Origin of the sequence: Nostoc sp. (genome assembly GCF_036917275.1) — a bacterium.
Taxonomy (GTDB): domain Bacteria; phylum Cyanobacteriota; class Cyanobacteriia; order Cyanobacteriales; family Nostocaceae; genus Nostoc.
The window spans coordinates 35,997-54,165 of the sequence record NZ_JBALDF010000019.1; the positions used below are offsets into that span (position 1 = coordinate 35,997).

The 18,169-nt window shown below is 44.6% G+C and carries 18 protein-coding genes and 2 pseudogenes; 4 read left to right on the plus strand and 16 right to left on the minus strand.

Annotated elements, in window-relative coordinates:
- Positions 1 to 64: 64 nt before the first annotated feature.
- Both V7K35_RS07600 and V7K35_RS07605 read right to left on the minus strand, forming a co-directional pair.
- Positions 65 to 628 (minus strand): hypothetical protein, encoded by a 564-nt coding sequence (locus V7K35_RS07600; RefSeq protein ID WP_335077688.1) that lies wholly within the window; start codon positions 626 to 628, stop codon positions 65 to 67.
- Between the two features lie 173 nt (positions 629 to 801).
- Positions 802 to 3,303: a beta strand repeat-containing protein gene (locus V7K35_RS07605; protein WP_335077690.1), complete on the minus strand. Its 2,502-nt coding sequence runs from the start codon at positions 3,301 to 3,303 to the stop codon at positions 802 to 804.
- Between the two features lie 804 nt (positions 3,304 to 4,107).
- On the opposite strand from V7K35_RS07605, the gene thrC reads away from it, so the two are divergent.
- The 3 genes and pseudogenes from thrC to V7K35_RS07620 all read left to right on the plus strand — a co-directional run.
- Positions 4,108 to 5,418 (plus strand): threonine synthase, encoded by a 1,311-nt coding sequence (thrC, locus tag V7K35_RS07610; RefSeq protein WP_273767552.1) that lies wholly within the window; start codon positions 4,108 to 4,110, stop codon positions 5,416 to 5,418.
- Positions 5,419 to 5,654: 236 nt separating this feature from the next.
- Positions 5,655 to 5,930, plus strand: coding sequence for a ubiquitin-like small modifier protein 1 (locus V7K35_RS07615; protein ID WP_334797366.1), 276 nt, complete (start codon positions 5,655 to 5,657; stop codon positions 5,928 to 5,930).
- 273 nt (positions 5,931 to 6,203) lie between these two features.
- Positions 6,204 to 6,402, plus strand: a pseudogene (locus V7K35_RS07620) (RNA-dependent DNA polymerase); the annotation flags it as partial.
- 40 nt (positions 6,403 to 6,442) lie between these two features.
- Here the strand turns inward: V7K35_RS07620 and V7K35_RS07625 are convergent.
- The 14 genes and pseudogenes from V7K35_RS07625 to V7K35_RS07690 all read right to left on the minus strand — a co-directional run bounded on the left by V7K35_RS07625 (position 6,443) and on the right by V7K35_RS07690 (position 15,210).
- The gene (locus V7K35_RS07625) at positions 6,443 to 7,864 is read right to left on the minus strand and encodes a mercuric reductase (RefSeq protein WP_335077692.1); all 1,422 of its coding nucleotides are present in this window, start codon (positions 7,862 to 7,864) and stop codon (positions 6,443 to 6,445) included.
- A gap of 163 nt (positions 7,865 to 8,027) precedes the next feature.
- The gene (locus V7K35_RS07630) at positions 8,028 to 8,393 is read right to left on the minus strand and encodes a hypothetical protein (RefSeq protein WP_335077694.1); all 366 of its coding nucleotides are present in this window, start codon (positions 8,391 to 8,393) and stop codon (positions 8,028 to 8,030) included.
- Between the two features lie 28 nt (positions 8,394 to 8,421).
- Positions 8,422 to 9,069 carry a cysteine hydrolase gene (locus tag V7K35_RS07635; RefSeq protein WP_335077696.1) on the minus strand — a complete coding sequence of 216 codons (648 nt, stop codon included), beginning with the start codon at positions 9,067 to 9,069 and terminating at the stop codon, positions 8,422 to 8,424.
- Between the two features lie 85 nt (positions 9,070 to 9,154).
- Positions 9,155 to 9,403: a DUF302 domain-containing protein gene (locus V7K35_RS07640; RefSeq protein WP_335077698.1), complete on the minus strand. Its 249-nt coding sequence runs from the start codon at positions 9,401 to 9,403 to the stop codon at positions 9,155 to 9,157.
- A gap of 52 nt (positions 9,404 to 9,455) precedes the next feature.
- Positions 9,456 to 9,923, minus strand: a complete 468-nt coding sequence (locus V7K35_RS07645; RefSeq protein WP_335077700.1) for a nuclear transport factor 2 family protein — start codon at positions 9,921 to 9,923, stop codon at positions 9,456 to 9,458.
- On the minus strand, positions 9,924 to 10,085 hold the full coding sequence (locus V7K35_RS07650; RefSeq protein WP_335077702.1) for a DUF6130 family protein: 162 nt from the start codon (positions 10,083 to 10,085) through the stop codon (positions 9,924 to 9,926). It lies immediately after the preceding gene.
- 86 nt (positions 10,086 to 10,171) lie between these two features.
- Positions 10,172 to 11,200 (minus strand): alpha/beta fold hydrolase, encoded by a 1,029-nt coding sequence (locus V7K35_RS07655; RefSeq protein ID WP_335077704.1) that lies wholly within the window; start codon positions 11,198 to 11,200, stop codon positions 10,172 to 10,174.
- 138 nt (positions 11,201 to 11,338) lie between these two features.
- Positions 11,339 to 12,334, minus strand: coding sequence for an alpha/beta hydrolase (locus V7K35_RS07660; RefSeq protein ID WP_335077706.1), 996 nt, complete (start codon positions 12,332 to 12,334; stop codon positions 11,339 to 11,341).
- Between the two features lie 135 nt (positions 12,335 to 12,469).
- Positions 12,470 to 13,357 carry an alpha/beta fold hydrolase gene (locus V7K35_RS07665; protein ID WP_335077708.1) on the minus strand — a complete coding sequence of 296 codons (888 nt, stop codon included), beginning with the start codon at positions 13,355 to 13,357 and terminating at the stop codon, positions 12,470 to 12,472.
- A gap of 148 nt (positions 13,358 to 13,505) precedes the next feature.
- The gene (locus tag V7K35_RS07670) at positions 13,506 to 13,655 is read right to left on the minus strand and encodes a hypothetical protein (protein WP_335077710.1); all 150 of its coding nucleotides are present in this window, start codon (positions 13,653 to 13,655) and stop codon (positions 13,506 to 13,508) included.
- 73 nt (positions 13,656 to 13,728) lie between these two features.
- Positions 13,729 to 13,932, minus strand: a complete 204-nt coding sequence (locus V7K35_RS07675; protein WP_335077712.1) for a hypothetical protein — start codon at positions 13,930 to 13,932, stop codon at positions 13,729 to 13,731.
- A gap of 112 nt (positions 13,933 to 14,044) precedes the next feature.
- Positions 14,045 to 14,233, minus strand: a pseudogene (locus V7K35_RS07680) (response regulator transcription factor); the annotation flags it as partial.
- A gap of 162 nt (positions 14,234 to 14,395) precedes the next feature.
- Positions 14,396 to 14,767 (minus strand): VOC family protein, encoded by a 372-nt coding sequence (locus V7K35_RS07685; protein WP_334793420.1) that lies wholly within the window; start codon positions 14,765 to 14,767, stop codon positions 14,396 to 14,398.
- A gap of 221 nt (positions 14,768 to 14,988) precedes the next feature.
- The gene (locus tag V7K35_RS07690; RefSeq protein WP_335077718.1) at positions 14,989 to 15,210 is read right to left on the minus strand and encodes a hypothetical protein; all 222 of its coding nucleotides are present in this window, start codon (positions 15,208 to 15,210) and stop codon (positions 14,989 to 14,991) included.
- A gap of 122 nt (positions 15,211 to 15,332) precedes the next feature.
- On the opposite strand from V7K35_RS07690, the gene V7K35_RS07695 reads away from it, so the two are divergent.
- The gene (locus V7K35_RS07695) at positions 15,333 to 17,978 is read left to right on the plus strand and encodes an MGH1-like glycoside hydrolase domain-containing protein (protein ID WP_335077714.1); all 2,646 of its coding nucleotides are present in this window, start codon (positions 15,333 to 15,335) and stop codon (positions 17,976 to 17,978) included.
- The last annotated feature ends 191 nt before the right edge of the window (positions 17,979 to 18,169 follow it).

Consider the following 18,169-nt stretch of genomic DNA (forward strand, 5'->3'; position numbering starts at 1 on the left):
GTAATTTATAATTAAAGTTTCAATTACAAATTACTAGTTTTCGGAGTTTTTGTATCTTATTAAATCAACGCACTTGGGTTTGATAAGTCGCTTTGACTATTGTCTTTGCTGCAACTAATGGCACTTGCAAACGGATATGGGTATAAAGATTCGCTGGTGCTGGTTTGGTTTCAACTTTGCCGTCAGGAAGAGTAACTTTAACAGTGGGATTTTCGACAAAGCTGCGTCCGCCATCAATGCTATAAATAACTTTGGCATTGTTAGTAACATTGGTTGATTGAAGTACGTACACCATTCCTTTAGGAATAGGTTGATTGAGAATCAAATTCTTCACTGGGCGATCGCTCTTATTTTCGCCACTCAAGGTATATCGCAATACATCTCCTGGGCGCACTACAACTTGACCTTTCAAAGCTTGCCATGTCTTGCTTTGCTTACCTTGTTGATCCTGTGCTACTACTTGCTTATCAGCCTCTAAGCGCAATTGTATTTGCCCTTGAGTTTTGACATTTTGAGCGATGGCACTTGTAGAATGCCATACATTTGCGATTCCCGGAATTTGACCGACAAATGGAATTGTAGCAATCAGTGCAAACGCTCCTAAACCTGCAAGAGAAAGACGCTTCATATAAATAACCTCAAAAAATTTCCAGAATAATGTTGATTGTTGATTTATATTTCCCTGTTTTCGCTAGGGAATAATCAGTTTGTAGTTAGCGCTTTATGGCTAAATTGCCAACTACAAACACATAGGTCGAATGGCATCCCTCTTTGTAAACAAAGAGAGTGAGGTCAAACTATCTAATTAACCTTGCGTTGGAAAGTAAACGTTCTTTGAATACCCGGTGCAACCTGTCCAGTCACAGCATCCACATACTTAGTTACATCTGTGTTTGCCGTAGTTCCAGTTTGGTCATTACCAGGGAAGAATTGAATAGTTGATGTCCCAGAATCCTTGGCTGAACTAACAATGTTGCTAGTATCAATTTGACTGTTGTTATCGTTGTCTTTCGCCCAGTTGTTAGGACTTTGCGTGCCATCTTCAGTAATCACAATCTTGTCAACATTCAGAATCACATTTCCACTTCCCACTTGAGGAGTAGAAATATTTTTATAAGTAATCCGATACTCAATGATATTTCCTGGGGCAGGTTTTTTGGCTGTAGTACTAAATGTGCCATCAGTGCTACCCCCTGGCAGTGCTGGCCCAGTTCCTGGTAAAACTCGTGACTCTTTTAGCAATTGCAAGAAGCCAGTGTATACACGGTCAATACTGATGTTGTTGGGTTGTCCAGCAGGTAAACCACTAGTATTTGAGTCAATGAAAGCCGTAATCGGTGTGGGGAAGCCGCGTTCGATAGTAGTTGTGACGGCTGCACCTTGAGCAGTAGTATCAGTTGAGAGTGGCGTACCAGCAGGCAGGTCAACGCTTACACCATAGTTAGCTTTACCACCATTAGCTGGAACTGCATCAATTCGCACTGGATTAGTGGCACTAATTGGGTTCCCCCCGACTGTACCCGCACCACTTGTGAATGCAAAGGTTGTGCCATTGTACGTGTAAGCAGCTGATAAACCTTGATAGGATACCGTCACCACTGTACCACTAGGCAAATCACCTGGTGTTGCTGGTGGTGTAGGTACCAGAGAAATATTGGCAGGAGATGTACCACTATTCTGAACTGTGTTAGTAAAAGATACCGCAGCCGGATTAACTGTTAAGCCAGGAGCAATATTGGGTGGAATTAGTGCTGATTTATTGGTAAAGTCATCATTGTTGCTGGTGGGTCCAACGGCATCAGGTACTCCATTTGGTCCATTCAACACAGAGGTGGCATTGGGTACTGAGAGGGTCGCTATGTTGTAATTCCCAGTCGGACTATTAGTACCAGTGTTATTATTCTGTGCGTCAGTTTGATTTGCAGGAACCACCACGCCATTAGCAACAAAACCACCATCTGGTGTAGTAGGAAAGGTTTGACCAGTGGAGTTAAAGTTATCTGGGTTTTGGTCTCCTGAGTTGTCATAGATTTTAGTGGTCGGGTCTCCAGCAGTTGTACCGGCCACTTGAGCGATGTTGTAAATGTTTACTGGGCCATTTCCAGTTGCACCAGTGGTCTTAACTTGGATGCTAAAACCGTTAACTGTTGTCCCTGTACCAACTGAAGTGACAAGGTTAGGATCGTTAATAAAACCGACCCGTGTAACTGAACTTAAGGATGCTGGGGCGGTAGTTGACCACGTAGCAGCTTCAGCATTTGTATTAGTAGTGGTAGTAGTATAAACTACTCTCCAGCCGGAGGGAGCAATTGGAGTGCTATTAAGCACCGTATTTGCTGGAATAGCATCAGAAACTAAGATGCGGCTAACTGTTGCACCATCAACACTGATATTTTCACCAGCCAAAGCTGCGGGAGTCACACCACTATTAGTTACGTCGTTACCCTCAACCCGCAAGCTCAAACCATAAGTTAGCAGGTCATCAGTCAGAGGAGTAGAAGTGCCAGCATTATCATAGGCTGTCTTAGTTTTGAGAATAGTTGCTAACGCCCTAGTTTTAGCAGTATTTCCTACTTGAGTCTGCTGGGTAGCACTGGCTTCTCTCACACCATTGATTGGCGCTCCTGCTGTGTTGTTATTATCTACAGTGTAAACGTCGCCACCATCAGCAGTCCGGGGTTGGTTTTGAGCATCACCAGGAGTTTGTCCTAGTCTGGCAGTGATAATATCGCCTGCTTGAGCGCCTGCTTGCACGGTAACTGGTACACGCACCAACACAGTACCATTAACTGCGATCGCACCTGTAGTTAGTCCACCAGCAGGGATATTTATCCAGGTTGTACCGCCATCAGTACTGTATTGCAAGTTACCAGATGTAGTACTACCAGGTAATAGCCCCGAAACTGTGGCTGGACCTGTTGTTGTCGCTAAGTTAGGAATCTGGAATTTGGTAAGGTCGTTACCGACGTTGGTTACAGTGTAAGTGTAAACCAGTGTATCACCAGCCTTAGTACTAAGACCTGGGTTCGTTTGATTTGCAATCCCAGAACCTGTAACAGTAATACCAGCCACCTCTGCTACAGTCACGGTGACAGTATTAGATGTGGAATTGATGGGACTCCCTGGCGCGTTGGGATCTTCGTAGGTCGCTGTCGCGGTGTTACTGATAGATGTACCCGCAGATGTACCGTCAGCTAATACAGGTGCAATAAATTGGAAAAAGCTACCAGTTAATAATGCTGTTGCTACTAGAGATAGGTAAGGCTGATGCTGCTTGTTGACAGATTTCTTTCGGTTTACCATAGAAGTAGTTTATTTATTTGCTGAACTTGTATCTTGGGTTTTGAGACAGGATAAAGTTCAGCAATTCCTTAAAGAATTACCGACTAGACCTGCCCAAAACCTTAATGTTTCGGGGAGTGCGTATTTGAGGAGTTAACTTATTGACACTCCTGAAAAACTATATTGAGGCAATACGCAGAAATTTTATTACCTACTTGTTTTACGCGTACCATTGATTATCAAGGCTGGCAACCACAAATAGGAGTAACTTACTGTGAATTGTCTATGTAAGTAGAAATGTAACTTTTACAGCTAAAAAATCCCTCCGTATAAATAAGTAACTTCTTTAGCTGTGAATGAGTGCATCCAAGCTGAAAAATTAACTTTATCTTGGCAACACACATAGCAATTTTAGTGATCTAATCAGACGCTCAAAACAGTACAACTTATATATGTAAATGCTTTTGAGTTTTTATTGTCATATATGCATCTTATTCTGTGGAGTCATTTAGATAAAAAATAAAAATACAAGCTTAACTAAGTGATTCAGATCACTTAAATGGAGTAGTGATTGAAATAAATGTAAATTCATCATAATTAAAATGTAATTTAATCATATTACTTCTCAGTGTTAAAACTGAGTTTTTATGAGATGGAAAACAGAAGTACAAATACTAAGTAAAGCAAGCCATTACTGATATCAAAATTTTACAATAATCATTCCTTTCAATACCAAACATACCCGACAAAAATTGTCGGGTATGTTTGACTGGTATTTTTGCTCGTGTTACTATCAGGCGATAGACAAACAGGGAAAGCTAGTTTATGACTCAGGCAATCAAAACCCAAACCCAAACTCAAACCAGCACTGCCTACTTTCAAGCCTTGAAATGTAAGGAATGTGGTGCAGAATATGAACTCAAAGCCAGTAATGTTTGTGAGTTATGTTTTGGACCGTTAGAAGTCAAGTATGACTACAGCGCCCTACGTCTAACTGTCACTCGTGAAACAATTCAAGCCGGTCCCAATTCAATTTGGCGCTACCGTCCCTTTTTGCCTGTTGCAACTGACAATGTTATAGATGTGGGAACGGGTATGACTCCCTTGGTTCGTTCCCACCGTCTTGCCCGTCGCCTGGGTCTAAATAAGCTTTATATAAAAAATGATGCCGTAAATATGCCCACCCTGAGTTTTAAGGATCGGGTGGTATCAGTTGCCCTATCCAGAGCGCGGGAGTTGGGTTTCACTACTGTTTCTTGCGCTAGCACTGGTAATTTGGCAAATTCTACAGCTGCGATCGCAGCTCACGCCGGTTTAGACTGCTGTGTGTTCATCCCCGCAGATTTAGAAGCCGGTAAAATTCTGGGTAGTCTGATCTACAGTCCCACCCTGATGGCCGTCAAGGGCAACTACGATCAAGTAAATCGTCTCTGTTCGGAAGTTGCTAATACACATGGGTGGGGTTTTGTCAATATTAATCTGCGCCCTTATTACTCTGAAGGTTCCAAGACGCTAGGTTTTGAAGTTGCAGAACAACTGGGTTGGGAACTACCTGACCATGTTGTTGCTCCCCTAGCTTCTGGTTCACTATTTACAAAAATTTATAAAGGGTTCCAAGAATTTGTAGAAGTTGGTTTGGTAGAAGGTAAGAATGTTCGTTTCAGTGGCGCTCAAGCTGAAGGTTGTTCACCCATCGCCCAAGCCTTCAAAGAAGGACGCGACTTTATTAAGCCAGTGAAACCGAACACGATTGCTAAGTCGCTGGCGATCGGCAATCCAGCAGATGGCATTTATGCTGTGGAGTTAGCCCAGAAAACTGGTGGTAACATTGAATCAGTCAATGATGCAGAAATTATTGATGGCATCAAGCTGCTGGCAGAAACCGAAGGCATCTTCACAGAAACTGCTGGTGGTACAACCGTGGCTGTGCTGAAAAAACTAGTAGAAGCTGGCAAAATTGATCCAGATGAAACTACCGTGCTTTACATCACTGGCAATGGTCTTAAAACCCAAGAAGCATTACAAGGCTACGTTGGCGAACCCTTAACTATTGATGCCAAACTCGATAGTTTTGAACGGGCGCTAGAGCGATCGCGTACTTTGGATCGCTTGGAATGGCAACAAGTCCTCGTATAGTTAGGATTTAGGAGTTAGAGTGTTCCAAAAAATAAATGATCCAAAACCTGTCATTGCGAGCGCAACGAAGTGTAGCGAAGCAATCCCAAGATATTGCGATTGCTTCATTCCGCTTTGCTCCATTCGCAATGACAATTGGGCACTTTTTTACTTGGAGTACTCTTATAAGTTTTTTTATTCATGACTCCTAACTCTTAACTATATTCCTCACTCTTCACTCTTAACTTTGTACTTGTATGGCTGTAACAGTTTTAGTTCCCACTACTCTTCAGAATTTGACTAATAATCAAGCTACTCTAGAATCCAACGGTAGCACCATTGCTGAATTATTGGACTCCTTGGAACAAAGCTTTCCTGGTATTAAATCCCGGTTGTGCGATGAAGAAGGCAAGCTACGTCGGTTTGTAAATTTTTACGTCGATAGCGAAGATATCCGCCATTTAGAAGGGATAAATACACCCCTGAAAGATGGGGATGAAGTAAGTATTGTCCCCGCTGTCGCTGGTGGTTAATACAGAGAACATCAAATAAAGTAGAGGGTTGACTAGACAAACCTTTGAGAGATTGCCTCGTTCCCAGTCTCAGACTGGGAATAGTGATTAAAATAATTCGTAATTTGTAATGACGCTCAAGTTCTAAAGCTAGCAGGGGGACGTAATTCTCGCCAATTACTTTGGGGTTCGACTGTTGTAACTTGTTCAATATGGGCTAGTGATATTTGCCAAAGTTCTAAAAGTTACTTTTAACGTGTCTCAGTATTTTCTCATGAATGATTCCGGATTGCTGTAGATAAAGCGTTCCCAAAGGTTTCCTACTCCGAAAACAAATACGTTAGTCAAAGGTGACAAATCGCCCTACGATGGTGACTTCACCTATTGGAGTGAGCGAAATAGCAAACTTTATGGAGGTGAAACCTCTAAAGCCTTAAAATTGCAAAGCCATGAATGTGCATCCTGTGGTTTGAAATTCACAAGTGAGGAGCGGGAAAGTGACAGAAGAGGGATAAAAGTAAATCCAACATCTATTACAACTTGGAAAACAATATATTTAACCCTTCGGTCATCGTGGGATGAGTCAAAATACCATCGCGCAGAACGGTGTAGGGCATCTGAGCTTGCATCACCATCTGCACCGTTGAAATCACTTCACCTGCTTCATGACACAACAAGGAACACCCTAAAATCCGATCTGTCTCGGTATCTACAATCGCCTTTAGCAGTCCATCGGTTTGACCGAGTGTTTTCGCTCTAGGAACAGCTGACGCATCAATCTTCGCTACGCGGATGGCATATCCTTGTTGCTGTGCTTCAGTTTCAGTCAAACCCACATGAGCCAGTTCTGGATCGATGAACAGACAGGATGGCACTAAGCGATGTCTGACGACAAGCCGCTTTGCGTCTACGCCTGTACTGCGGTTGCCCCCATCAATTAAATTAGCTTTGATAATGCGATAATCGTCAAGCGATATATGGGTGTATTGTGGGCCGCCGTTGATATCGCCTAACGCCCAAATCCCCGGAATGTTCGTCTCCAAGCGATCATTGACTTGAATAAATCCGCGTGTATCAGTTGCTACACCAGCAGCAGCTAAATTTAAACTATCGGTATTGGGCGCACGACCAACGGCGACGAGCAAATGCGACCCCTGGACGCTGAGTTCACCATCGCCAACTTGGATTTTCAGGACGGTTTCATTACCAGTGCGCTCAACCCTTAACACCTTCGCCTTTAATAAGAATTCAATACCATCTTGTTCTAAAAGTCTTTGAACTGCGATCGCTATATCTGGATCTTGCTGTGACAGGATTTGCTCACTTTGCCCAATGACAGTAACGCCAGAGCCAAAGCGCCGAAACATCTGGGCAAACTCCAAACCAATATAGCCACTACCGAGAACGATCAGGTGTTCAGGCAAGTATTCTAGCTCCATAATCGACTCACTCGTTAAAAATTCAACTTCTGTAAGTCCGGGAATGGATGGAATTAACGGTCGTGTGCCTGTATTAATAAATAACCGTTCGGCGGTAAGTAAGCGATTGTTCCCCTCAGTCGTCGTTACTGCGATCGTTTTGGGAGCAACAAATCTTGCTTCGCCAATGATCAAGTTGTTATCCAGAGCCGTTTCTAAATTGTGCAAGTTCATTTCACGCGCAGATTGCACAACCGATCGTTTTCGTTGGATCACCTCTGCTAAATTAACGCTGGGTGTGTTGGTTTTAACCCCATAAGCAGCACTGTTTCGCACTGTGTTTGCTACATTGGCACTCGCCACCATAGTTTTAGTAGGAATGCAGGCGATGTTGATGCACCCGCCACCAATCATATTTAAACTGCGTTCAACCAGAGCGGTTTTACGTCCGTCAGCGACCAGTGCTGGTGCAAGTGTTTTACCCGCCTTACCGCCGCCGATAATAATGTCGTCATAGTGTTGAGTGTCCACTTCCATATCCTTTGAGTTTGATCAGGTGAATACGATGTCTAGAAGGTGTTTTGAATTTCAAAAAACTGGCTGACTGAGAAGGTTTTAGCGATAACGTATTTGACGAGCATAACTCCAGATAGCTAGCCCTAGCTGAGTTTCCAAAAGTTCATAACACCCGCTAGAAGATTCAACTTTTTCTACAAGCTTGCCGCATTAAAATACGGTTGTTTTTATACACCTCTAAAGTTCCAGACTGCGGGTTATCTAACGTGCCATCCCACACCCAATATTCATAAATTCCCTTCCGAAACTTATACACTCGAACACCTTCTGTCGCTTGGCTAGTTCCTTTACCCAAACTTAAATTACCGTTGGGATTGGTCGCGCGATAGAGCAGTTCACCGTTCGTATATTTCTGCCAAATATTGATGTTATAACCACCCTGGCATTTTGTACTCAGGATGATGCCAGCAGTAGAATCAGCAGCAGCAGGTAAGGAAAAATTAGCTAAGATACTGATTGGCAGAGCAAGAAGTAACGCGGATGTTTTCATAAGTGTTGTAAAATTGATGAGTTTAACACTACTTTATTGCTGCTACAACTTCATCTGTAGAAAGGACTGCATTGGCAATATACCCAAAGTTGATCAGTGCTGCCTTGTAGCCGTCGCCCAGTTCCGGATGCCGAGGGGCTGCTGTTGCATCCTTGACAACAACGACTTGGAATCCCTGCTCGAGCAATTCGCGTAGGTGAGCTTCAACACAAAGATTTGCCAACATTCCAAGTAGAATGACTTTGCTGATGTTGCGTTTACGCAGTTGCAAAACGAGGTCGTTAGTTTGCGGCCCATAGACTTTGTGGGGACTGGCCACAATCGTCTTGCCATCCTCAATGAAGGGCTTATAGCGATCAAGCCAGTCAGCACCCGATCCCAGGAATCCATCGAGGCTCAACGCACCACGGCGATCAAACTCCTTAACCTCAAGCATCATTTGCTCTAAGTTTCCGGCAAACTTCCAATTATGGTCGGTGGGATAGTAATAGTGAGGAGAAATAAAAACCTCGAATTCATTCTGCTTTGCGGCTTTGAAGATTCGCTCGATGTTTTCGACGGTCTTGTTATCCTTAACACTCTCACCCACCAAATCCCAGGAAACCCCTTTTTCGCTCAAGACATCGTTTTGCGGATCGATGACGACTATTGCAGTGTCATTCTTGTTAATGTTCATGGTTTTTCTCCTTATTTATTGATTTTCACCATTCTTTTTCTTAAAAACCACCCGCCATGTGCAGCGTTTTCCCAGTGATTCAAAATCAGAATATCTTGGTTGCCAGGGCGATCGTTGGTTCTGCAACCATGAGGGGAGTTCCAGCTTTGGGGTTGCCAAACAGCAACAACTGTGTAAGACACAAGCTTAGTCCAACTTTTTCAGCTTCAGCCTGTTGATCAATGCGGGCAAAAATGGTGATGCCTTTCACTTGAAGGACAACTTCTAATCGATCAATGGTTGCAGGCAGTAAATATTGACTGAACTGGCTAATAATGCTGTTGTTTGCATTCATAGCAGTGGACTTCTTGTAGGATAAAAACTGGGTGATATGGTCATTGGGCTTTTTAAAGATTGAGGTCTGACAATCCGGGATAATCGTCAGGACGACGACCTAATATCCAGTGGTATTTGCGATCGCTCTGGTGAATTGGCAGGTCGTTGATGCTGGCAATACGCCATCGCATGAATCCGTGTTCGTCAAACTCCCAATTCTCATTGCCGTAGGAACGGAACCAGTTGCCGGAATCATCATGCCATTCGTAAGCAAATCGGACAGCAATGCGGTTGTCTTGAAAAGCCCAAAGCTCTTTGATCAGACGGTAGTCCAATTCTTTAAGCCACTTACGTGCTAAGAACTGAACGATCGCCTCACGACCAGATAGAAATTCTGAGCGGTTGCGCCAATTGCTATCCGACGTGTAAGCAAGTGATACTAGTTCAGGGTTACGTGTGTTCCAAGCATCCTCTGCGATTCGGACTTTTTGGATAGCGGATTCATTATCGAAAGGCGGCAGGGGTAGTGGGATCGTCATTTAAGCACCAATTCCTTTAGATGCCCCCGTCACAATTGCGGCCTCTGCTAGCGGTTCGGGAAGCGGTGGATCGACAATCAGCTTGGGTGGTGCTTCGTTTGCGATCGCAATCAACGGTGATGATCCGATAATGTCCCTAGCGCTCGGTGTGTGGCTATTCATAGCAGGTAAGTACCTGAGAGTAGTTTAGTTTATATAACGATCCATTTGAAGGTGAAGCGGCGCAGAGTCATCGCTCCAGAGAAGCATTAACGTTTCTTTGATACGATTTCCCAGACCGCAGTTGCGAATGCTTTCGGATCTTCCTGGGGCAGGTTATGACCGATGTTTGGAATGACCCGATGCTGACGTTCGCCGCTAAACTTCGCTGCCGTCGATTTCCCATCGGTTGCTGGCACAACACCATCTGCGTCCCCGTCCAGTGTGATCGTCGGCACTGTAATGGTCGGTTGCGCGGCGAGTTGCTGCTCAAGCTCCTCATACATGGGATAGCCGGCAGCAAGTCCAAGGCGATGGCGGTAGGAATGAATGACGACCTCCACATAATCGGGGTTGTCGAAGGCGCTGGCGTGTTGATCGAGCGTTGCCTCGTCAAAGTGCCAGGAGGGCGAATTGCGAGTCCAGAGAATCCTCGCAATCTCACGTCTGTTAGCCGTCAATCCGGCGCGTCCGCGCTCGGTCTGGAAATAGTATTGGTACCAGATCCCGGATTCGATCGCGGGTGAAAGTGGCAGCCCTGCCTTAGCAATATCTTGGATCAGGTAGCTATTGACGGATACCAGACCTGTACATCGTTCAGGCCAGAGAGCCGCAACAACGCAAGCGGCTCGTCCACCCCAGTCATAGCCAGCAAGCACAGCACGGTTTAGCTGCAATGCATCCATCAAGGCGATCGCATCGGCACCGATCGCGGCTTGCTGCCCGGAGCGTGGTGTGGCGCTGTCGAGAAAACGGGTTGATCCATGTCCCCGCAGGTAGGGAACAATCACCCGACATCCGCATGCAGCAAGCATTGGTGCAACGTCAATGTAGCTATCGATGGAATACGGGAACCCATGCAGCAGCAACACCGGAGATCCATCGCTCGGTCCTGCTTCGTAGTAACCGATGTCAAGGACACCCGCTTTGATCTGCTTGATGGGAGTAAACCTAAATTCAGATCGTTTGGGCTTGTCGAAGCTTGCGTGTGCGGTACCCATAAGTGCCATTTCTGTGAAAATGCTTGCTGCCGCCGTTCCCAGAAAGCGGCGGCGGTTGTGTTTAATTGCTTTGAGCATCGGGTTGACTTTTTGGATTGATTAATAAGGCGATTGCACAAAGCACAGTCGCTTTACCCTTTTCCCCTACGCTAACTCGGTAAGCAGCAAAGCGATGGAAGAGCGTCTTTTCCCTTCCCCAAAAACATCGATCGCATCCTATTGCAGATATTTCTTCAATTGGGCAGCAACTTGAACAAACAGAGAACGGGTTTCTGGCAACTCGGCTAAACCATTCAGTAGTCCGAAGTCATGAATCATACCGTTGTACTGCACAGTTGTCACCTCGACCCCAGCTTCATCAAGCTTGCGTCCATAGGCTGTGCCCTCGTCATGCAAGATATCGCTCTCTGCAACCACAATTAACGCTGGAGGTAAGTCTTTGAGTTGCTCAACCGTCGCTTGTAGGGGAGAAGCATAGATGTCTTTGCGCTTTTCTGGGTCAGCGATGTACATATCATACATCCACTTCATCGTTGGTACAGTCAGAAAACGCTGATCGCCAAATTGGTGATAAGAATTCGTTTCAAAATCAGCATCTACAATGGGCCACATCAGGATTTGCAGCTTGATGTGTGGTCCTCCTTTTTCTTTCGCCTTCAAAGCAGTGACAGTTGTCATGTTACCGCCAACACTGTTGCCAACGACTGCCAAATTCTTGCCATCCACGCCAATCTCCTCACCATGCTCGGCAACCCATTTGGTCGCAGCATAAATCTCATTGATTGCCTGTGGGTACTGAGCATCTGGCGTGCGAGTGTAGTTGACAAAGACACCTGCAAACCCTGAAAGCACAACCAGATCGCGAACCATGCGCTTGTGTGTTGGGTAATCACCTAGCACCCAACCACCACCATGAATAAAGATGAAAACAGGCAATGTGCCTTTGACCCCTTCAGGTCGTACAATATTGAGGGTAATTGAATAATCCTCAGCAGTAATCGTTTTTTCAGACTCTTCAATGCCTGAAAGATCCACTGAAACGGAAGCCTGTGCATCCACAAGAACTTGACGTGCTTCGAGTGGAGTGAGTTTCTCCAGCGCCACACCCCCTGAATTCAACACTTTCAAAAATTCCTTCGTTCCTTTTGAAAGACGTGGATCATCCGCAAAATCCAAAATTTTTGCTGCTTGCGAGTTTGCTTGAGCAACCATGACATTCTCCTTTAATGAATTGTAAACAATCTGTTAAGATGCCACTGTTAAATTAATTAATTTAACAGTACTGCTTGATAAGCAGTAATTGTCATTCTACAATTACTTTTTACCGACATCGTTTCGCAGTCAAAACTATTTGTTACTAGTGGTTAGCTTGGTGTTCTCTACAACGTGAGTGGTCAGAAAGCGGCGAATATGGTCTGCGATCGCATCTCCTTCCTCTTCCAAGGCAAAATGCCCGGTATCGAGTAGATGGAACTCAACATCTTTCAAGTCACGCTGGTAGGGATAAGCACCGTCAGCAGGGAAAATATAGTCATTCTTACCCCAAACAATCAGGGTAGGGGGTTGATACTGGCGGAAATACTCCTGCCATTGAGGATAGAGCGGTGGATTTGTACCATAGCTATACAGCAGTGCCAGTTGAATTTCACCGTTGCCGGGGCGATCGAGGAAATGTTGATCGATAGTCCAGGTATCGGGGCTGATCGCTTCTAGATTGCGAACACCATTGGTATATTGCCACTTCGTCGCTTCCAGGGTGACAAGGTATTTGAGCTTTTGGGCATTCTCAGGCGATCGCTCTTGCCAGTATGCCTTAATTGGTTCCCAAAATTCGCGTAGACCTTCCTCATAAGCATTCCCGTTTTGGACGATGAGTGCTTCTACTCGCTCTGGATATTTAGCCGCAATCCGATAACCAATGGGAGCGCCATAATCCATCACGTAAAGGCTATAGCGTTTGAGATTGATCGCGGTAATAAATTTCTCCACGATCTGGGCTAGGCGATCAAACGTGTAGTCAAACTCATTTACAGTTGGCATCGAACTGTTGCCGTAACCCGGATAATCGGGTGCAACCAGATGGAAGTGATCGCCAAGCGCAGAGATCAGATTGCGGAACATGTGAGAGGATGTTGGGAAGCCGTGCAACAGCAGAATTGTTGGATTACTGCGGGAACCAGCTTCTCGATAAAAGATATTTAAACCATCGATCGAAACTGTGCGAAATGTGGTCATGACTTTACTCCTTGAAATGAACTTTAGCTTGAGGCTCCTGCCTTTGCTACTTCAGTAAGATGTGAAACCATTGAGACATGGCTCGATGGTAATGAAATGACGCTTACCTCGATCCGCTTCGCCATAAAACGCTCCAGTTCTGGTGAAATTATGCGCTCGTTTTCAGATGGGCTTTTAAAAACCATAACCGCTTGTCTATCGCCCGTGAAATCTCAACAAAGAGAGCATTAATATCCATCTCATCCAGTTCATTTGTTTTATCAATGTTTTTGCGGAGGGATTTGGCGTAAATTGCCATCAGATTGCTGCTGTTGATTAATTCCTTGCGTAATAAGCAGTAATTTTGGTTGTGTGGTTAAGAATCAGAAAACTTAATGATTTGCGGTGACAATAGCTGCCATCAATTGCTCAATGTTCCAGCGATGCCTGCGGCGGGCTACGCCTACGCTATACTGAACTCCATTAATAAACAGTGCTGGGGCAGCCGTTATTCCACTGTGTAATCCACTTTCAATATTGCTATCTGTGTTTGCATGAATTCTATAATATGTAATTGACTCTAACTTGTCGTCCACTCAGAGTTGAAACTTTTGTACAACACAATGATTGATAAATCAGTCCATATAAAAATGGAAGGTTGGCTCCAACTAAAGTTGAAATTTGGATTCCAACTTTAGTACAACTTACTTACAAACTGACAATCCCTCGTTTAAAACCAATAATCACGGCTTGAGTGCGATCGTTCACTCCCAATTTACTCAAAATTCGATTAACGTGAGATTTGACGGTGCTTTCACCGATACTCAAAGCAGTGCTAATTTCTAAATTACTCATTCCTTGCGCCATTAAATGGAGTACATCTAGCTCTGGCTCACTCGTTTTGATTGAGTTGAAGTTGGGGTAGTGCTAGGCGCCGTTTAATAAATTCGCCTTATATTTCCTCCAACACTTGTGGTATATGTACAGTTTGGGATTAGCCAAGAACATGAGTTCAGTTGCTGCCTAATTCCCAAGCTGTGCAGCAAGCTAGGGTGTTGACTACGGATTTTGCCTCAGCCCCAACAAGTTTCCGTCAATATCCTTGAAGACAGACAATTGAACTTCGTGGCCGACATCTGTAATTGGCCCGACTTCAACTCCTTTTTCAATAAGGCTTTCACGAGCAGCAACTATATTGTTTACAACAAAGGTACTAACAGCACTACCTGCAACAACAGAGTTACTTAAGTTCAATCCAATTGCAAAATTCCCAATATCAGGGATACTTAACTGTCTCCAACTAGGTGAGTCATATTTGGATTCAGGAACTAAACCGAGTTTGTCCTTATACCACTCGACACTAGCTTCCAGATTGGTAACGTCTACTTTAGTGACAAAACTATATTCACCAAAGGTGTTTTTCAATGTCATAATCTACCGTCCTAATTCAAAACTTTTGCAGTATAGATATTATCAACTATTTTAAAGGTTAAAACAACTGCAACTCAATCGGTAATTAGTAGTTCAGTATAGCTAAGTAAAAAGAGCGATATTTACAACGGGTTATTTGGCGTCGCCTGATGATTCTGTTAAACAAACGATCGTTCTTATCTTCAGACAACAAATCATCCTGCTATGTCTTTGCCACTCTTCTAAGTCATAGCTCTGAGTTTTCTTTTCTTGAGAAAGACTACTGATTTCTTGGGTGGTTGGGGAGAGCGGCATTTCTGGCAATATAGAGGTCGAATCCCAAAGGCTTCTCGTTGTGTGGGTTGTTCGCACTGCTTACATCCGAAGTTGAAAAAGCGGGTGTGAATTTCCCGCTTCTGCGCTCTGACGGTGTACTCTCGGACTTCAATAATTTTGCTGGGTATCGGATCTGTAATGAGTGTTCTATTTCTAAGAATAATTTCTAGTTATGATTAGACAAGGGATATACTGACTATCACTGTCTCCAACTGCAACGCCAGCTAAATCAGATAACCAGAGGGGAACTATGACGGCAGAAGAACAACGATTGCAAGAAGACCGCGATCGCAAAGCCTACTGGCGACGCTGGGGATCTTACCTGAGTGAGCGGCAATGGGGGACGGTGCGAGAAGACTACAGCCCCGACGGGTCAGCGTGGGACTACTTCCCCCATGACCATGCCCGATCACGTGCTTACCGTTGGGGTGAAGATGGCATTGCCGGAATTTCTGACAATCATCAGCGATTGTGTTTTGCGATCGCCCTTTGGAATGAGCAAGACCCAATCCTCAAAGAGCGGATGTTTGGCTTAACAAGCAATGAAGGCAATCATAGTGAAGATGTTAAGGAATACTACTTTTTTCTTGACAATACGCCAAGTCATGCATACATGAAATGCTTGTACAAATATCCGCAGCAGGCATTTCCCTATACGCAACTAGTAGAAGAAAACCGTCGCCGCAGCAAGCAGGAACCAGAATTTGAATTGATTGACACAGGTGTATTTGACGAAGACGACTACTTTGATGTGTTCATTGAGTACGCCAAAGCCTCTGCTGAAGACATATTAATTCAAATCACGATCGCCAATCGCAGTTCCCAAGCCAAGCCATTGCATCTGCTGCCTTCACTTTGGTTTCGCAATACCTGGTCATGGAATGGCAATAGTGAAAAACCAGTGTTAAAGGTGCTGAAATCCGAGACAGATTTTAGCATCATTGAAACGTCTCACCCCGGCATGAGCGATTATTGGCTCTACTGTGAGGGTGCAGCAGAACTTTTATTTACTGAGAATGAAACGAATTTCGAGCGGCTGTATGGCGTGGAAAATGCCTCACCCTATGTCAAAGATGGCTTTAATGAGTATGTAGTCCATAAGCGCCAGGATGCAGTAAATCCGAACCGGATCGGCACGAAATTTGCTGCTGAGTACAAATTGATCATTCCACCGGGAGCAGAGCATACTGTACGCTTGCGGCTGGCGGATTCATCTAAGATTGCCGAACCATTTGGGAGTGAGTTCGAGCAAATTTTTGGCGATCGCAAACAAGAAGCCGACGATTTCTATAACCAGATTACGAAGTTTCCCTTACCCGACGACGAACGGATCATCCAGCGTCAGGCCTTTGCTGGGATGCTCTGGAGCAAACAGTTTTATCTGTACATAATCGAAGATTGGCTCAAAGGCGACTCAGCTACTCTAACTCCCCCCGATTCGCGTCGGAGTGTTCGCAACACAGATTGGGTACATCTGTATATTAATGATATTCTCTCTATGCCAGACACCTGGGAATATCCTTGGTTTGCCGCTTGGGATTTGGCATTTCACATGATTCCCTTGGCAATGATTGACCCAGATTTTGCCAAACGACAACTGGAACGCCTGACGCGGGAATGGTATATGCATCCAAACGGGCAGTTGCCTGCATATGAGTGGGAACTGAGTGATGTTAATCCACCTGTACACGCTTGGGCAGTGTGGCAGGTCTATCAGCTCGAACAGCAGTTCTACGGACACGCTGACAAGCAGTTTCTCGAACGGGTATTTCAAAAGCTGCTACTCAACTTTACTTGGTGGGTCAACCGCAAGGATGCCGATGGTAAAAACATTTTTCAGGGCGGCTTTTTGGGCATGGACAATATTGGCGTGTTTGATCGCAGTGCGCCCTTACCAACAGGCGGTGATTTAGAGCAGGCAGATGGCACAAGCTGGATGGCGATGTTTTGTATGAATATGCTCACCATCGCCTTAGAGCTTGCTGTGGATGAACCCATCTACGAAGACATTGCCAGCAAATTCTTTGAGCATTTCCTGCGAATTGCAGCTGCGATGGATGGGATTGGTGAAGATGAACTTGTTCTTTGGGATGAGGAGGACGGATTCTTTTACGATGTGTTGCGCTTTCCAGATGGACATCATTGTCCAATGAAAGTGCGATCGCTGGTTGGTTTAGTGCCTTTGTTTGCGGTAGGAACGTTGGAACCCGAAACCCTCGAAAAACTCAGCGGGTTCCGCAAGCGAACCGAGTGGTTTCTTAAAAATCGCCCGGATCTCACAACTGGAATTGCATGTATGCATACCCAAGGTGAACACCACCGCCGTTTACTAGCAATCTTAAATGTCGATAAGCTAACTCGCATATTAAAGCGAATGTTGGATGAGGGTGAGTTTTTAAGTCCGTACGGCATTCGCTCTGTATCGAAATTTCATGCCGAGAATCCCTTCATCATCCACGTCAACGATAAGGAGTACCGAGTGGATTACGAGCCAGCTGAATCCACAAGCAATTTATTCGGTGGTAATTCTAACTGGCGTGGGCCGATTTGGTTTCCGGTGAATTATCTATTGATTGAAGCTCTAAACCATTTTCATGAATACTTAGGAGATAACTACAAAGTAGAATGTCCCACTGGTTCTGGACAATGGATGACGCTCAAGGAGGTAGCGATCGATTTGTCAAACCGACTTAAACGGATTTTTCAACAAAATGGTAGCGATCGCCGACCTGTCTACGGTGCTGTCGAGATTTTTCAGAAGAATCCTCATTGGCGAAATTTGATCACATTTAATGAGTATTTTCATGGTGATAATGGCGCTGGCTTAGGAGCAAGCCACCAGACTGGCTGGACAGGAGTGATAGCAGAATTAATTCATCGGTGTAGCAAAAGCTGATTAAACTTGTCCGAAAACTCCAAAGCCCTACTGATCAAAGCTTTAAGACTAAGCTTTGATATCTTTGTGAAAACGTAAACAATAACTTTTCTGGGTTTTATAGCAACCGCCAGTTCCATCAAGACGTAAGATAAAGTAATCATAGCCCTGTCTCCTGGTTTTCAGAATGGCTCAACCCTATAGTTACGATC

Coding starts and splice junctions, on each gene's coding strand:
- V7K35_RS07600 (WP_335077688.1), bottom strand. CDS start 628: ATGAAGCGTCTTTCTCTTGCAGGTTTAGGAGCGTTTGCACTGATTGCT.
- V7K35_RS07605 (WP_335077690.1), bottom strand. CDS start 3,303: ATGGTAAACCGAAAGAAATCTGTCAACAAGCAGCATCAGCCTTACCTA.
- thrC (WP_273767552.1), top strand. CDS start 4,108: ATGACTCAGGCAATCAAAACCCAAACCCAAACTCAAACCAGCACTGCC.
- V7K35_RS07615 (WP_334797366.1), top strand. CDS start 5,655: ATGGCTGTAACAGTTTTAGTTCCCACTACTCTTCAGAATTTGACTAAT.
- V7K35_RS07625 (WP_335077692.1), bottom strand. CDS start 7,864: ATGGAAGTGGACACTCAACACTATGACGACATTATTATCGGCGGCGGT.
- V7K35_RS07630 (WP_335077694.1), bottom strand. CDS start 8,393: ATGAAAACATCCGCGTTACTTCTTGCTCTGCCAATCAGTATCTTAGCT.
- V7K35_RS07635 (WP_335077696.1), bottom strand. CDS start 9,069: ATGAACATTAACAAGAATGACACTGCAATAGTCGTCATCGATCCGCAA.
- V7K35_RS07640 (WP_335077698.1), bottom strand. CDS start 9,403: ATGAATGCAAACAACAGCATTATTAGCCAGTTCAGTCAATATTTACTG.
- V7K35_RS07645 (WP_335077700.1), bottom strand. CDS start 9,923: ATGACGATCCCACTACCCCTGCCGCCTTTCGATAATGAATCCGCTATC.
- V7K35_RS07650 (WP_335077702.1), bottom strand. CDS start 10,085: ATGAATAGCCACACACCGAGCGCTAGGGACATTATCGGATCATCACCG.
- V7K35_RS07655 (WP_335077704.1), bottom strand. CDS start 11,200: ATGCTCAAAGCAATTAAACACAACCGCCGCCGCTTTCTGGGAACGGCG.
- V7K35_RS07660 (WP_335077706.1), bottom strand. CDS start 12,334: ATGGTTGCTCAAGCAAACTCGCAAGCAGCAAAAATTTTGGATTTTGCG.
- V7K35_RS07665 (WP_335077708.1), bottom strand. CDS start 13,357: ATGACCACATTTCGCACAGTTTCGATCGATGGTTTAAATATCTTTTAT.
- V7K35_RS07670 (WP_335077710.1), bottom strand. CDS start 13,655: ATGGCAATTTACGCCAAATCCCTCCGCAAAAACATTGATAAAACAAAT.
- V7K35_RS07685 (WP_334793420.1), bottom strand. CDS start 14,767: ATGACATTGAAAAACACCTTTGGTGAATATAGTTTTGTCACTAAAGTA.
- V7K35_RS07695 (WP_335077714.1), top strand. CDS start 15,333: ATGACGGCAGAAGAACAACGATTGCAAGAAGACCGCGATCGCAAAGCC.